This is a genomic window from Yersinia kristensenii, from assembly GCF_900460525.1.
GTDB lineage: Bacteria > Pseudomonadota > Gammaproteobacteria > Enterobacterales > Enterobacteriaceae > Yersinia > Yersinia kristensenii.
Genome location: NZ_UHIY01000001.1, coordinates 1,913,203 through 1,929,097, shown reverse-complemented (window position 1 = coordinate 1,929,097; position 15,895 = coordinate 1,913,203). Strand labels below are relative to the sequence as shown.

Sequence of the window (15,895 nt, the reverse complement as noted above, 5' to 3'; positions counted from 1 at the left end):
ATAAACAGTGAAAGTATCATTGAATACGCAAGAATTAATTAGAGAGAAACTACTAGCCAATATTGATATAGATAAGGTTGAATATCTTGTTGACGATTATAGCAAACTTAGTGAATTACTTTCACAAACACTTGATGATTTATTTAATGATAATGACTATAAGTTAACAACTCAAGATCAGAAAAAAATAATTTCTATAATTGCGGATGAAATTACTGGATTTGGCCCATTAAGAGAACTTATGGAGGATGACTCTATTAGTGATATTATGGTTAATGGCCCCGAAAAAATATTTATTGAACGCTATGGGCTGATCACCTTAACCTCTCGCCGTTTTATTAATAATGCTCAACTGACGGATATTGCCAAACGTTTAATGCAGAGGGCCAATCGGCGTATTGATGAAAGCCGCCCCCTGGCCGATGCACGTTTAATTGATGGTAGTCGCATCAATGTAGCAATAAGCCCTATTACATTGGACGGGACAGTACTTTCGATCCGAAAATTCAGTAGTAACAAACGAAAATTAGAAGACTTGGTCGATATGGGCGCTATGAGCAGTGATATGGCTAATTTTCTGATTATTGCTGCCAGTTGTCGGGTTAATATTATTATCTCTGGAGGAACTGGTTCAGGTAAAACAACATTACTCAATGCACTATCAAAGTATATATCTGAAAATGAAAGGGTGATTACTTTAGAAGATGCAGCAGAACTGAATCTTGAACAACCGCATGTGGTACGGATGGAGACACGACTAGCGGGGTTGGAAAATACCGGACAGATCACAATGCGAGACTTAGTGATTAACTCACTGCGTATGCGCCCTGATCGGATTATTATCGGGGAGTGTCGAGGTGAAGAAACTTTTGAAATGCTTCAGGCAATGAACACCGGTCATAATGGTTCCATGTCAACGCTGCATGCTAATTCCCCCCGAGATGCTGTTGCACGGCTCGAAAGTATGATTATGATGGGCCCGGTTAATATGCCTATATTTACCATTCGTCGTAATATCGCTTCAGCGATCAACCTTATTGTTCAAGTTTCGCGGATGAATGATGGCTCACGAAAATTATGTCACATCAGTGAGATCATGGGAATGGAGGGCGATAATGTTGTATTACAAGATATTTTTTCATTTAAACCCGCTAAAGAACGTGGACAAGAAGGCAAAATTCAAGGGGATTTCGTTAATCATGGCTTACTGAGTCGCTCTTCTGTAAGAATAAATGCCGATATCTATAACTTATCAAATGAATTAAATGGTATTTTTTCTTTGGTGGATAAATGATTTACTACATAATAATATTATCATCAGGTCTACTATTGTTAATATTAAATAACATAAAATGGTTAAAAATAAAAAGATCTGTTATAAAAGAGAAAAGAACAAAGAAAATAAAATCCGACAATGGATATTTTTTTATTGCATTTTCTAAGAGAATACTTAAAGAATGGCTTACTTATTTATCTACAATTCTTAAAGAGAGAAATACATTACACATATTAATCCCGGTAATATACTCAATAGGCATTTATGCAGTTAATTACTTTTGGCTTAATTTCAACACTCTTATTATTTTATTTTTTATAATGATAAGTGTTATATACTTTCAATTGAGGTTGTCAAGAAAAAGACATCACACTCTTTTTAAAAAAGATTTTCCTGAAGCTCTGTTGATGATTAACATGGCAGCGAGTAGCGGTGCCAGTATTAATCAAGTATTAGAACGCTGTGGCCAAGAAATTAGTGGTCCATTAGGGAATGAGTTTAGCCTTATTTGCCGTCGACTGAATGTTGGGGAGTCTCCTGAGGCTGTTTTTTATGATTCTTATCAAAGATTTAAACATCCAGAGTTCTATTTTCTTATTACTATAACTTTACTTAATCTACAGCAAGGTGGGCAGTTAAGAGAGCTAACCAGCCGTTTATCTGAAGTAATTAATAAAAATAAAACTACCGAGCAAAAAAAAGCAGTAATGACTGCACAAGTACGAATGTCAGTAAATATTATATCCATAATGCCTATTGCATTTTCTTTTTTACTTTATTTTCTTGATCCTACTACTATAGAATCCATGTGGGATCACCCTATCGGTAGAATGATATATTACTACATTATCACCAGTGAGATTGTTGGAATTGTTTTAATAAGAAAAATGCTAGGTAAATCGACATGAAAATATTATTGTTTATTATTATACTTGTATTTGGCTGCATCGTTTTCTTTAAAAATAAAAATAAAAATAACAGATTGTCAACTTATAATGCAATAAATAATCAGGAAAGGGTAAATAGTAAAACAAAAAATACCGAAAAAGAAAACTCAAAAGAAAATTATATTTATAATACTATAAGACTACCTTTTTTTTTATATAACATTGCCTATTTTAAGTTGATGATTATAATAATATCTCTGGTAGTAACAGTAGTTTTAACAGCACTAAATTTATTCTCAATCAATCTGAAAAATATTCTTATAGTGGGGGTTATTATGCTTATCATGATGTTATACCTCCCTAAATATATAGTGAAAAATATTATAACTAGCAGAAATAAATCTTTACTAAAGTCGCTTCCATTCTTTATTGATATAACTGCTGCCTGTGTTCAATCCGGGATGACAATTGACAGTTCTCTGAGTTATACAGCAAAAAAATTTGAACTAATTAATGCAGACTTAAGTTTAATTATGCTAAAAGTAACCCGGAGGGCAGAAATTAATGGTTTAGAAAGTGCTATTAAAGAATTCCATCAGTCTTCTACTGAGCTAGAAATAAGAATGTTTTGTAGTGCACTACAATATAGTATCAGTTTTGGGGCCACTGTTTACGAACAACTGATTAAGTTATCTCAAGATATGAGGGAAATGCAGTTATTGGTCACTGAAGAAAAAATAAGTAAATTAACAGCGAAACTGACCATTCCATTATTCTTATTTATTCTTATTCCATTTATTATATTAGTTATATCACCAAGCGTTTTGGAGCTACTTGCATATGAATAAAGAACTTAACACCATAATGATTTTTTTAATTTTTACTTTTATTTTAAGTGGTTGTTCTAATAATAATGTTAGTAATAAAGAATTTTATTATCGTGAAAGTATTTTACTTAAAGCCAATAACCATGCTGGTTTAATTACTTTATATCGCAATAAATTAAAAGTAAAAGAAGATGAATCAATTCGACTAAAACTGGCAAATGCTTACTACCTTACTGGTGATAGTAAGTCCTCTTTATATTACTTGCAACCAATATCCCATAAGGAAAACGCATCAATTTACATGCTACAAGCCAAGAACCTGATCAATAACAATAATAATGACGGGGCTAAAATTGTGGTGAGTAAGTTATTAGCGATTTCACCTAATAATGCAGAAGCCCATAATCTAAATGGCATTATTTTAGCTAATGAGGGTGAAATACATAAATCTGAAATTGCCATTGAAAAATCACGCGCTTTGTTTATTTCTGATGAAATAGCAATGAATAATCTCGCTGTAGTCGCAATGCTTGATGACCGTTACACCGATGCCGTTAGAATATTACTACCAGACTATTTGGCAGGAAAAAGAGGCCGTTTAATGTTACATAATCTGGTATTCTCACTAGTTCAGTTAGGTGATATCCAATATGCTAAAAAAATAATCGTAGCCGAAAAAATGTCTGACAATCCAGACCAGTTAGTATTAGCCCTGAGCCAAGTTGCCAGCCTGCGTCCAGAGAGTTTGACTCGAGAAATAAAATAATGAGTGAAAATATTATGACTTTTTTTCGCTCAAATAGAGGCTCCATTTCGATTGAATTTTCAATATTATTTGTGTTGTTTTTATTTATATTGCTATCAAGTGCTGAGATGGCACGTCTATTTTATATTTCCTCTAACCTAGATTTGGCTGTCTCAGAAGCAACAAAGGCCGCTAAAAACAAAAGCAAGGATGATAGAACAACTTACAATACGATTGTACGACAAAAACTCATCACTCAAACAGGTGTTTTTGGGGCATTTATAACAAATGAAAATATAATTACTCAAGTTGTCTTCAGTAATAGCATTGATGACATCATAAATGATAGCCTTTTCGATAGTATTGGTAATGATATAGGAAATAATCTTAATGAGATTATTTCCGGCGGCAGACATAATGATGATTCACTGCCACTGGCTAAATACACTGTCATCTATTCATATCAACCTATTTTTTTCCCTATCCCCTCTGTTTTTGCCAATACTCTATTAAGACGTGAGGTGATTTTTGTTCAAGAAAATTAATCAAAATGAATTTATTATCAACAATAAAGGGGCTGTAATTCTTGAGCTGGTTTTTATTATTTCAATTATTGCACTATTTATAAAGTTATTATTATCTATGGCTGCATATCAATCTACCGTGGGTAAATTAGATCGTATTTCATATTCTATTGCTGGAATCGTCCGGGAGCGGGCAAGATTATACGACAATGATAATGTATTGACACAGGCACAGGTTGAAAAATTAAAACAGCTAACGGAACAAATGCTATTAAATTCAGGTGCGCATTATAATAATATTGCGATAAAAATAGAAACCTTACATTTTAATGATACTGACTCACCAGACCTAATAGATAAAATTATAGACGAGAGAAATAGTTTGTCACTTAGCGCTGGAACGGTTGCTTGTAACCCCACCCAACCATTGCATGAAATGGATAGCTTATCACCCTATGGGAATACTGGCCGATGGATACCTCTTTATCAGGTGACCTTATGTCTACCGACTATACCTTGGTATAGCACTCTATTTAGCCCCGAAACACCGGCTCCTGCGATCAAATCATCGGCGATTACTATCGGGCGATAACGCGTAATTTATATGATAAAGGCTATTTATTTTGACTAATACAGATATCATTCGTAAGTTTAATCGCCTCACCCAGTTTAAGAAAAATGAACATGGCGCTATCCTAGTGTCTTTCATTATTATATTCCCTTTTTTTATTGCACTTACTTTTATAATTCTTGAAGTTTCAATTTTTTTACAAAAAAAAGCCAAACTATCAGATGCTATTGAGCAAGCCACATTAGCACTAACCGTAGAAAATGATGGAATACCCAATGCGGCTCAACAAACAAAAAACAGGGAATTGGTTTTATCTTATGCTAATGCCTATTTACCCTCTGAGGGGTTTTCAGACCCGATAATTAATATAGATGATAATACCAACTATCTTGGATACAATGCCGCTGTTACTATGACTTATCCTGTCGAATTTTTAGGCCGGAGTCCTCTTACCAACTCCATTAGTAATATACAAACCACAGATAATGGTGAGGCCATAAAAAATAAAACCATAGAAGTCAGTGAGCCGACTGATGTAGTTTTTGTCGCTGACTATTCAGGTTCAATGTTGCTAAGTTTTTCTGATGACGTGAGCATAAAAAATGGCGAACGAATAAATGCCTTAAGATCGGCATTTAGAATATTACATAATACTATTAAAAATAATAGTAATGTTAATACTATAGGTTTTATCCCTTTCGGATCGGGAACAAAAAGAAAAGTTTCAGAAAATGGAGAAAACAAAGAATATTGCCATTTACCTTTTTCACCAAAGATATATAAGCCTAACGGTGATTATCTGTCGGAAAATGCAGAGGCCACAAAGAACGCTTGGACTTTTTTGGATGTAATCGGCGATCATATTGACTATAAAAAGACAATTATGTCAATTACTGAAAATGTACAACCCATTGATATCCCTATGCGTGATATCAAACACAAAGAGATTTGCCTAAGTGGTACAAACTCATACTCACTAGAGAGAGAACAATTTGATTATAGTATAGAAAATATAATAGAAATGGCTCCATTAGGGGGGACGCTAATAAGCTCAGGGATACTCTCGGCTAATAACATATTTAAGGAGACAGCTGATAATGGCCATAAAAAACTAATGATCATTCTTTCAGATGGTATGGATAGCTATAACTCGACAATGTTACCAAATAAAGGATTTTTTATCAGCAAAACACTTATAGATGAAGGAATGTGTGAGATGATTATAAAGAATGGTATTCAAATGGCATTTATTGCCATTGCATATTCACCGGAAAATAATGTAAATGCACCTGAATATATTAACTGGAAACAATGCGTTGGTGAAGATAATTACTACGAAGCTCATAATGCTCATGAGCTGGAACTTGAACTACAACAAGCCGTTAGCGTGTCAGCAACAAGTGAGGTCGGACGTAATACTCCCAAACAATAATCTCCAATCACCAATATCAGGCGCGGTAATAACTACCGCGCCTATTATTGATTATTTTGCGCCACCAGCTTCCATGCCGACTAAACCTACCTTGAGATAACCTGACTTACGCAATGCGTCCATCACACTCATCAGAGTCTCATAATCCACCACTTTATCCGCTTGGAAAAATATGGTGGTTTCTTTGTTCGATTGAGTCACTTTATCCAGCGCAGCCGCCAGTGTATCGCGATCAACCTGCTGATCGCCGACATACAGCTGATTATCAGCTTTCACTGTCAGAAAAACCGGTTTCTCTGGCCGCGGCTGTGGCACCGCTGAAGATGCCGGTAAGTCTACTTTAATATCAACCGTCGCCAAGGGTGCCGCCACCATAAAGATAATCAGCAACACCAGCATGACGTCGATGAAAGGTGTCACGTTAATTTCGTGCAATTCACCACTTTCATCGAGGTTATCGTTCATCCGCATGGCCATAAATCACCCCGCACGCAATTGGTGAGGCTGCTTAGGTGACTTTGCTTCAGCGCTGTTGCTCAAATCAAGATCACGGCTCAGCAATAATAATACCTGTGCAGCAACATCCCCTACCTGAGCGCGATAAGAACCAATAAGGCGAGCAAAGATATTATAGATAACCACTGCAGGAATTGCGGCAACTAAGCCAAGTGCTGTTGCCAGCAAGGCTTCTGCAATACCCGGAGCAACAACAGCCAGGTTGGTCGTCTGTGAGTGAGCAATACCAATAAAGCTGTTCATGATGCCCCAAACCGTACCAAACAACCCGACAAACGGAGAAATAGCACCGATTGTCGCCAGGAAGCCATTACCTTTGCCCATTTGGCGACCAATGGCAGCCACGCGGCGCTCCAGACGAAAAGCAGTACGCTCTTTAATGCCATTGTTATCATCTGATTCTGCCGATAGCAGGCGCTCATTCTGCGCCTCACGCAGCAATAGTCCGCTGATGCTCTCTGGAGAGAAAACCTCTGCTCGCTCAGACGCGGTATCAAGATCAGCGACCGCGCCGATAACTTCGTGTTCTTGCCGTAAACGGCGACGTGCGCGGAATAATTCAGTCCCTTTGGAGAATAAAATAGTCCAGGTCACAATTGAGGCCAATACCAAGCCAATCATTACACCTTTAACCACCACATCAGCATGTTGATACATACCCCAAACTGAGAGGTCCATCGCCAGCCCTTGCGGGGCAGGTTGAATCACCGGTGCTGGCATTGTGGGTGCAACAGCTTCTGCATTAGCAGGGGCTGCTACAGATGTAATTTCCGGTGCAGGTAACGGCGTTGATGTTGCTGTCGTCGTTGGTGTCACAACTGATGCAGCGACTGCGCTACTGTTGCCTGGCGCGGCGAATGCATGACCGGTTAAACCTACCACCAGCAATAATGCCATCGCGCCGTTCATCATTCGGCCTTGCACCAATGATTTATCTTTAATCTTTTTGCCAGCTGTTTTCACGCTGCGCCTCCACCCAATATGCATATCAATTTAAGGACGAAATCAGCTGCCGATCATATCAAACAAATTGGGGATTGATAGTAATTATCATTAGTATTTGCGCCTATTTTTTGAGAAAAAATAAGAATTCCCCTGATATCAGGGACTACGCGGCGTGATCGACGGATCAGCGTTCTGAGCTGTACAGATTGGGTGACACTCTTTGTAAAAATAAAAAAGGATTAATTGCAGAGAGTGCTTTTACATAAAATAGGGCCTCCCCTAACGAGCTCCCCTTAATAAATTTCCTATTTCGTCACTTACACAGCATTTTTCCATGACAAATCTGTGGAAAACAGCGAGTCACCCTCTTTAGTTTTTTTCATGGTGAAAGCTGCCCTCTCATCACAATCATCATGCTAACGTAAGGAATAAATACATCCCAATAATGAATGCTGACCATGGAATAATGGGCATGCTGATAAGAAGGCGGCAAAGCGATTATGTCTGTAAATAAACCCACGACAGAAAAATTGGAAACAATCTTAGTTAGCGCTGGCAGAAGTCAGAAATTCACCCAAGGTTCGGTCAATACAGTCATTCAGCGCGCATCTTCTCTGGTTTTTGAATCAGTGAAAGCCAAAAAGCACGCCACCATTAATCGCGGGAATGGTGCGCTATTTTATGGCCGCAGAGGCACGCTAACCCATTTCTCCTTGCAAGAAGCCATGACAGAACTGGAAGGTGGCGCGGGTTGTGTGCTTTATCCTTGCGGTGCCGCCGCTATCAGCAATGCTATTTTGTCATTTGTTTCCACCGGCGATCATGTGTTGATGACTGGATCGGCCTATGAACCGGCACAAAGTTTTTGCGATAAAATCTTATCGCGCATGAATATCACCACCACTTATTTTGATCCTATGATAGGGACCGAAATAGCCTCGTTGATCACACCGCAAACTAAAGTAGTTTTTCTTGAGTCACCCGGCTCTATCACGATGGAAGTGCAAGATATTCCCGCCATTGTCAAATCCATCCGCGCTGTTTCTCCAGAGATAATCATCATCATGGATAATACGTGGGCGGCTGGCGTACTGTTTAAAGCACTGGATTTTGATATCGATATTTCCATCCAATCAGGTACTAAATATATTATTGGCCATTCCGATGCCATGCTGGGGATTGCTGTCGCCAACTCCCGTTGTTGGGAGCAACTGCGCGAAGACTCTTATCTGATGGGGCAAATGGTGGATGCCGATACCGCCTATCTTGCCAGCCGGGGTTTACGCACCCTGAGTGTGCGTTTAAAGCAGCATGAAAAAAACAGTATCGAAATCGCAAACTGGCTGACTCAACGTCCGGAAGTGGCTGTGGTCTATCACCCTGCACTGCCCGGCTGCAAAGGCCATGAATTCTACAAACGAGATTTCACCGGCTGTAATGGTTTGTTCTCTTTTGAGTTAAAAGAAGAGTTAACGCAACAGCAGTTAGAAGCCTATCTCGACCACTTTACTCATTTCAGCATGGCTTTCTCGTGGGGCGGATTTGAGTCCTTGATTCTGGGCTATCAACCTAAGGATATCAGGGCTATCCGTAAGTATGAGGGCGAGGGAATCAAAGGCACCTTATTCCGTTTACACATTGGCCTGGAAAATGTACAAGATTTGCAGGACGATTTAATGGCTGGGTTTGAACGCATTAAAGCTTCACAGTAGTACTTCTGAGCGATAAGGTTTGTTCATGCGCGGTGATAATCTCCGCGCATTAATCCTCTCTTACACAATATAGTGTCAACGGCGTGTGTGTATATCCTTAAAAATTCTGTTATTGAGGATAAGATCAATGTGGATTAGCGCCATTACCGATACACTAGGTAAAACCTTACAACAATATCCTCACACGATAGGCAAACAGGAACAGAAATGGATGTATTACGCGAAATCCTTCATGCCCTATGGCAGCAGGATTTTAGTAAACTTGCCGACCCGAATGTGATTTGGGTTATTTACGGCATACTTTTTACCACCCTCTTTTTAGAAAATGGTTTACTACCCGCCTCTTTCCTCCCCGGTGATAGCTTGTTGCTATTGGCGGGTGCACTTATTGCCAAAGGTGTCATGGCATTCTTGCCCACCATGATCATCCTGACCGCTGCGGCCAGCTTAGGTTGTTGGCTGAGTTACCTACAAGGGTTGTGGTTGGGAGATACCAAAGTGGTAAAAAGGTGGTTGTTGCAGCTGCCCACTCATTATCGACAACGCGCCCATAATCTGTTTGTTCGCCACGGTCTGGCTGCCCTGATTATTGGCCGTTTTCTGGCTTTTGTCCGGACTTTATTACCCACCTTGGCGGGTATTTCAGGTTTAAATAGCACGCGTTTTCAGTTCTTTAACTGGCTCAGTGGGCTATTATGGGTTGGGAGTGTCGTGGGGTTGGGCTTTGCACTTAGCCATATTCCCCTGGTTAAGCATTATGAAAATCAAGTCATGACCGCGCTGATGATCTTGCCGATTGTTTTATTACTGGTGGGGTTGGTTGGCACACTGGTGTTGGTCTGGTGTAAACGTAAAGGCGTGGCTGAGTAATCTTCTTCGCTCGAACAGCAAAATGGCGCTCAGTGCGCCATTTTGTCTAGATATCGCCTCAGTTAGTGCGTAACTTGGCAACTTCTTCACTGGGAGTGAGGCCGAAATAGCGCTTAAACTCGCGGCTAAATTGTGAAGCACTCTCATACCCTACCTTGTTCGCTGCGGTACTGGCCTTTAGCCCGTCATGTAGCATCATCATTCGCGCACGGTGTAGCCGGTAGGATTTCAAATATTGTAGTGGCGAAGTGTTAGTCACCGCTTTGAAATTATGATGAAACGCGGAAACACTCATGTTCACATCCGCAGCTAATTGTTCAACGTTCAAATTATCTGCAAACTGATTTTCGATACGCCGCAATGTCTTGGTAATTTGATTGAAGTGCCCATGGCGATTAACCAAAGCCTGCAATGCACCACCGCACTGCCCACATAACACGTAGTAGATGATTTCTCTCACAATTTGTGGGCCAAGTACCCTGGCATCACGAGGATTGGCCATCACATCCAGCAGGCGCTCGGTAGCGCATAGCATCTCTTCAGTCAGTGCAGATGAGTTGACACCAGAGGTATTGCCGAAAGGTTTATCGAGTTCGTCATCACCAATATCTATAATTAAATCCTGTAGCATCTGGCTGTCTATATGAATCGAAATCCCGGCCAACGGCACTTCCGGGCTAGCAAACGTTTCACACTCAAAGGGTAACGGCACTGTCAGAATTAGGTAGTTTTTCGGATCATACTGAAACACTTTGCTGCCCAGATAACCCACTTTATGCCCCTGAAATATAATGACCACACTCGGGGTATACATGACGGGTGTGCGCGGTTGATGTACGGTGGAATATAGAATTTTCACCTTTGGTACAGCGCTAGGGGTTAAACCATTGCCCTGCGCCAGACGAGCAATCATCCCAGCCATCTGTGCCTGAATATCAGTAACCTCAACCATTGCACTCTCACCTGCTTCTGTTATCTGAAACGATCTGACATAAATTGTGCATTATTTTGTGGGTTTTCTACAATGATTTGTAGAAATAGGCAAGAGCAAGGCAGAAATGTGCATTGAGGTATAGCCCAAGGTTACCGACAATGACTACCACTGATACAGCGGCAAGCAGCTATTTGCCCACAAGCTATTGCGCCGCAAACTAATCTCTTAGTTCTTATTGTTCCTTACCTAAGCTGGAAGACAAATCATGCAAAATTTTACCCTTCATACCCCCACTAAAGTGTTGTTCGGTACTGGTCAGATAGCGCAACTGAGTAAAGAAATTCCTGCTAATGCTCGTATTTTAATTACCTATGGTGGTGGCAGCATCAAACAAAATGGCGTACTCGATCAAGTTCACCAAGCGCTAAAAGGCTTTGATTACCTAGAGTTTGGCGGCATTGAGCCGAACCCTACTTATGAAACCTTAATGAAAGCCGTTGAGGTTTGCCGAACAGAAAAAATCACCTTCCTGCTCGCTGTTGGCGGCGGTTCAGTATTGGATGGCACTAAATTTATCGCGGCGGCCGTCAATTATCCACAAGACCCATGGCATATTCTGGAAACTACCGGCAGCGATATCAAAGAAGCACTGCCTATGGGTTCAGTGCTGACTTTACCTGCGACGGGTTCTGAAGCTAACAGTGGCGCAGTTATCAGCCGCCGTAGCACCGGTGATAAGCAACATTTCTTCTCGCCTCATGTCCAGCCGCTATTTGCTGTGTTAGACCCAGAAGTGACTTATACCTTACCACCACGCCAGGTGGCTAACGGTGTGGTTGATGCTTTTGTGCATACCATTGAGCAATACCTGACTTATCCAGTGGATGCCAAAGTACAAGATCGTTTTGCTGAAGGTTTGTTGTTAACACTGATTGAAGAAGGCCCGAAAGCCTTGACTGACCCTGAGAATTACAATGTACGCGCCAACATTATGTGGAGCGCCACCATGGCATTAAATGGCCTGATCGGTGCCGGTGTCCCGCAAGACTGGGCGACCCATATGTTAGGCCACGAACTAACAGCGCGTCACGGGCTGGATCATGCACAAACATTGGCAGTGGTATTGCCCGCCCTGTTAGTGGCGAAGAAACAACAAAAACGCGCGAAATTACTGCAATATGCGGAGCGTGTCTGGAATATCCATGAAGGTACTGAGGACCAACGCATTGATGCTGCCATTGAAGCGACCCGTCACTTCTTTGAAAGCATGGGTGTTGCGACTCGTTTATCCGATTACAAACTGGACGGCAGCACCATTCCTGATTTAATCAAAAAATTAGAAGAGCACGGTATGACTGCACTCGGCGAGCATAGTGACATCACTTTGGCCGATAGCAAACGTATCTACGAAGCTGCGGTCTAATAATATAGTTTCGCGGAATACAATGTGATTTTAGCTGAGGAGATCAATATGGCGACGCAACCCATTATCAAATTGCACGATGGAAATCTGATGCCACAACTCGGCCTTGGCGTTTGGCAAGCAAGCATTGAAGAAACACAACTTGCTGTCACCAAGGCACTAGAGGTCGGCTATCGTTCAATCGATACTGCGGCTATTTATAAAAATGAAGAGGGTGTTGGTCAGGCGCTGAAAACAACCAATATCGCCCGTGATGAACTCTTTATTACCACTAAGCTGTGGAATAGCAACCAAAATAATCCGCAACAGGCACTGGAAGAGAGTCTGAAAAAACTTCAGCTCGATTATGTGGATCTCTACCTGATCCACTGGCCAGACCCAGCACAAGACCGCTATGTTAGCGCCTGGCGTGAATTGATCGCCTTGAAAGAACAAGGTTTGATTCGCAGCATTGGCGTCTGTAACTTCCATATCCCTCATTTGCAGCGGTTAATTGATGAAACCGGCGTTGCGCCGACTATCAATCAGATTGAGCTTCATCCCCTGCTCCAACAGCGGCAACTCCATGCCTGGAATGCTACACATCATATTGCGACGGAATCCTGGAGCCCGCTGGCTCAAGGCGGCGACGGCGTTTTCGATCAAGCCGTTATTCGTGAATTAGCGCAAAAATATGGTAAGACTCCAGCGCAGATAGTGATCCGTTGGCATCTGGACAGCGGGCTGATTGTTATTCCGAAATCAGTGACACCGGCGCGCATCAAGGAAAACTTTGAAGTATTTGATTTTAAACTGCACAAAGATGAACTGACGGCAATTTCGAAGTTGGATAGCGGTAAACGACTGGGGCCAGACCCAGATGCTCCCAGGGCCTGACCGCTGATTTATCAGCTTATTAATGATGCTTAGCTTTCCCTCTGGTGACACCAGAGGGTTTATTCACCGGCGCTCTGTTTGTGCCGGTTTTGCTACCTGCGGTCTTGGGCGAGGAACTGCCCGTAGTGGCCTGCGCGGTTTTACTCAAAGGTGCCTTACCCGCAGTAACTTTACCTGCTGAAGCAGCATTTGTGCGGTTACCCGGTTGACGCTGACGAGTGATAGCAGTGTGCTTGGTCAGCGCTGGTGTATGATGACGAAACGCCCGACGTGCTTCACGTTGCTCTTCCAAAGTGGGGGCCGGAACCAAACATTCACGGCGGCTACCAATTAAATGTTGCAGCCCCATATCTTCTAATGCGGTGCGAATCATCGGCCAGTTCGCGGGATCATGATAACGCAGCAATGCCTTATGCAACCGCCGCTGACGATCTCCTTTCGGAACAACGACATCCTCGCTCTTATAATCGACTTTGCTCAGCGGGTTCTTGCCGGTGTAATACATGGTGGTGGAGTTAGCCAGCGGTGATGGGTAGAAGTTCTGCACCTGATCCAAACGGAAGCGGTTTTTCTTCAGCCAAAGAGCCAAATTCACCATATCTTTATCTTCCGTTCCCGGATGGGCGGAGATGAAATACGGAATCAAATATTGCTCTTTACCGGCCTGCTTAGAATAGGTATCAAACAGCTCTTTAAAGCGCTGATAGCTGCCCATTCCCGGCTTCATCATTTTTGAAAGTGGCCCTTCTTCAGTATGTTCCGGGGCTATTTTCAAGTATCCGCCCACATGATGGCTGGCTAGCTCTTTGATATAACGCGGATCTTCTACTGCCAGGTCATAACGAACACCAGACGCAATCAAGATTTTTTTAATCCCTTTCAAATCACGCGCTCGCCGATATAGCGAAATGGTCGGCTCATGATTAGTGTCCATGTGCTGGCAGATTTCAGGGTAAACGCAGGATGCACGGCGGCAGGTTTGCTCAGCTCGTGGCGATTGGCAGCGCAGCATATACATGTTTGCCGTTGGGCCCCCCAGATCAGAGATGATGCCGGTAAAACCTGGGACTTTATCGCGAATTTCTTCTATTTCACGAATAATGGAATCTTCAGAGCGGCTCTGAATAATGCGCCCTTCATGCTCGGTAATTGAACAGAATGAACAGCCACCATAGCAACCGCGCATGATATTGATCGAGAAACGAATCATATCGTAAGCCGGAATAGGCGATTTCCCATAAGACGGGTGCGGCACACGCTGATAAGGCAGAGCAAAAACGCTGTCCATTTCTTCAGTGCTGAGTGGGATAGCCGGCGGGTTAATCCAAATATAGCGGTCACCGTGTTTTTGCATCAAAGCCCGCGCACAACCGGGGTTAGTTTCATGATGTAAAATCCGCGAAGTGTGGGCATACAAGACTTTGTCTGCTTTCACTTTGTCATAGGAGGGCAGCAAGACATAAGTCTTCTCCCATGGTTTGGGTTTAGCGGCCCGCACGGTAATAGGTTTGGCTTCTGGCTCAGGAACACTGTCTGTCGCACACGGCAAATCTTCGCCATAAGGGTTCGGAATAGCTTCAATACGGCCCGGTTTATCCAGCCGAGTAGAATCTACGCCACTCCACCCCGGTAACGGGGTTTTGCGCATCACCACGGTGTTACGCACATCCTGAATATCAGCAATTTTCTCACCCGCAGCCAAGCGGTGTGCTACTTCAACCAGTGGCCGCTCACCATTGCCATACACCAGCATATCGGCTTTGGCATCGACAATCACCGAGCGGCGCACAGTATCAGACCAATAATCATAATGGGCGATACGACGTAAGCTGGCTTCAATTCCGCCCAGCAATACCGGCACGTGGCTATAGGCCTCTTTGCAGCGCTGGCTATACACCAAAGTGGCGCGGTCTGGCCGCTTACCGCTTTGATTATCCGGCGTATAAGCATCGTCATGACGCAACTTGCGATCAGCGGTATAGCGGTTAATCATCGAGTCCATATTGCCCGCGGTGACGCCGAAGAACAGATTCGGTTCCCCCAAGCGCATGAAATCATTTTTATTCGTCCAATCTGGCTGAGCAATGATCCCGACACGGAAGCCCTGAGCCTCCAGCATGCGGCCAATGATAGCCATGCCAAAACTGGGGTGATCGACATAGGCATCACCGGTGATGACAATGATGTCACAGCTGTCCCAGCCCAAGATGTCCATTTCTGCGCGAGACATCGGTAAAAATGGCGCAGTGCCATAGCATTCCGCCCAATAGGGCTGATAAGAAAACAGGTCACGCTCTGGCTGGATCAGGCTGGTACTCATGGCAACACTCTTTGAATTGGGGAAAGTTGAGGTGGTT

Annotated in this window: 15 protein-coding genes; 11 read left to right on the top strand and 4 right to left on the bottom strand. The window is 42.4% G+C overall.

Going from position 1 to position 15,895, the window contains the following annotated elements:
• Positions 1 to 7 precede the first annotated feature (7 nt).
• From DX162_RS08885 to DX162_RS08855, 7 genes are read left to right on the top strand one after another with little or no spacing between them, the layout of a single operon-like run.
• A complete protein-coding gene (locus DX162_RS08885; RefSeq protein ID WP_172460429.1) occupies positions 8 to 1,294 on the top strand; it encodes a TadA family conjugal transfer-associated ATPase in 1,287 nt (428 codons plus the stop codon).
• On the top strand, positions 1,291 to 2,184 hold the full coding sequence (locus tag DX162_RS08880) for a type II secretion system F family protein (RefSeq protein WP_032819623.1): 894 nt from the start codon (positions 1,291 to 1,293) through the stop codon (positions 2,182 to 2,184). The genes DX162_RS08885 and DX162_RS08880 overlap by 4 nt, the downstream gene beginning before the upstream one ends.
• On the top strand, positions 2,181 to 3,011 hold the full coding sequence (locus DX162_RS08875; protein ID WP_032819624.1) for a type II secretion system F family protein: 831 nt from the start codon (positions 2,181 to 2,183) through the stop codon (positions 3,009 to 3,011). The genes DX162_RS08880 and DX162_RS08875 overlap by 4 nt, the downstream gene beginning before the upstream one ends.
• Positions 3,004 to 3,756: a tetratricopeptide repeat protein gene (locus DX162_RS08870; protein ID WP_032819625.1), complete on the top strand. Its 753-nt coding sequence runs from the start codon at positions 3,004 to 3,006 to the stop codon at positions 3,754 to 3,756. The genes DX162_RS08875 and DX162_RS08870 overlap by 8 nt, the downstream gene beginning before the upstream one ends.
• The gene (locus DX162_RS08865; protein ID WP_032819626.1) at positions 3,756 to 4,280 is read left to right on the top strand and encodes a TadE/TadG family type IV pilus assembly protein; all 525 of its coding nucleotides are present in this window, start codon (positions 3,756 to 3,758) and stop codon (positions 4,278 to 4,280) included. The genes DX162_RS08870 and DX162_RS08865 overlap by 1 nt, the downstream gene beginning before the upstream one ends.
• The gene (gene tadF, locus DX162_RS08860) at positions 4,264 to 4,851 is read left to right on the top strand and encodes a tight adherence pilus pseudopilin TadF (RefSeq protein WP_032819628.1); all 588 of its coding nucleotides are present in this window, start codon (positions 4,264 to 4,266) and stop codon (positions 4,849 to 4,851) included. Before DX162_RS08865 ends, tadF begins: the two co-directional genes overlap by 17 nt.
• A 31-nt stretch (positions 4,852 to 4,882) precedes the next feature.
• Positions 4,883 to 6,262 carry a vWA domain-containing protein gene (locus DX162_RS08855; protein WP_004390101.1) on the top strand — a complete coding sequence of 460 codons (1,380 nt, stop codon included), beginning with the start codon at positions 4,883 to 4,885 and terminating at the stop codon, positions 6,260 to 6,262.
• A gap of 51 nt (positions 6,263 to 6,313) precedes the next feature.
• On the opposite strand, the gene exbD is transcribed toward DX162_RS08855, so the two are convergent.
• Both exbD and exbB read right to left on the bottom strand, forming a co-directional pair.
• On the bottom strand, positions 6,314 to 6,739 hold the full coding sequence (gene exbD, locus DX162_RS08850; protein ID WP_004390102.1) for a TonB system transport protein ExbD: 426 nt from the start codon (positions 6,737 to 6,739) through the stop codon (positions 6,314 to 6,316).
• Between the two features lie 3 nt (positions 6,740 to 6,742).
• Positions 6,743 to 7,741, bottom strand: a complete 999-nt coding sequence (gene exbB / locus DX162_RS08845; RefSeq protein WP_004390103.1) for a tol-pal system-associated acyl-CoA thioesterase — start codon at positions 7,739 to 7,741, stop codon at positions 6,743 to 6,745.
• 482 nt (positions 7,742 to 8,223) lie between these two features.
• On the opposite strand from exbB, the gene metC reads away from it, so the two are divergent.
• Both metC and DX162_RS08835 read left to right on the top strand, forming a co-directional pair.
• Positions 8,224 to 9,435, top strand: a complete 1,212-nt coding sequence (gene metC, locus DX162_RS08840; RefSeq protein ID WP_004390105.1) for a cystathionine beta-lyase — start codon at positions 8,224 to 8,226, stop codon at positions 9,433 to 9,435.
• Positions 9,436 to 9,642: 207 nt separating this feature from the next.
• Complete coding sequence (locus DX162_RS08835; protein ID WP_004390106.1) at positions 9,643 to 10,305, top strand: DedA family protein; 663 nt, start codon at positions 9,643 to 9,645, stop codon at positions 10,303 to 10,305.
• Positions 10,306 to 10,363: 58 nt separating this feature from the next.
• Here the strand turns inward: DX162_RS08835 and DX162_RS08830 are convergent, their stop codons facing one another.
• The gene (locus DX162_RS08830) at positions 10,364 to 11,257 is read right to left on the bottom strand and encodes an AraC family transcriptional regulator (RefSeq protein ID WP_004390107.1); all 894 of its coding nucleotides are present in this window, start codon (positions 11,255 to 11,257) and stop codon (positions 10,364 to 10,366) included.
• Positions 11,258 to 11,504: 247 nt separating this feature from the next.
• Between DX162_RS08830 and yqhD the strand changes: the two genes are divergently transcribed.
• Together yqhD and dkgA are read left to right on the top strand one after the other, a co-directional pair.
• Positions 11,505 to 12,662, top strand: a complete 1,158-nt coding sequence (gene yqhD / locus DX162_RS08825; protein ID WP_004390108.1) for an alcohol dehydrogenase — start codon at positions 11,505 to 11,507, stop codon at positions 12,660 to 12,662.
• Positions 12,663 to 12,710: 48 nt separating this feature from the next.
• Positions 12,711 to 13,538, top strand: coding sequence for a 2,5-didehydrogluconate reductase DkgA (gene dkgA / locus DX162_RS08820; protein WP_032819631.1), 828 nt, complete (start codon positions 12,711 to 12,713; stop codon positions 13,536 to 13,538).
• Positions 13,539 to 13,557: 19 nt separating this feature from the next.
• Here the strand turns inward: dkgA and DX162_RS08815 are convergent, their stop codons facing one another.
• Positions 13,558 to 15,858, bottom strand: coding sequence for a YgiQ family radical SAM protein (locus DX162_RS08815; RefSeq protein WP_004390111.1), 2,301 nt, complete (start codon positions 15,856 to 15,858; stop codon positions 13,558 to 13,560).
• Between the last annotated feature and the right edge of the window lie 37 nt (positions 15,859 to 15,895).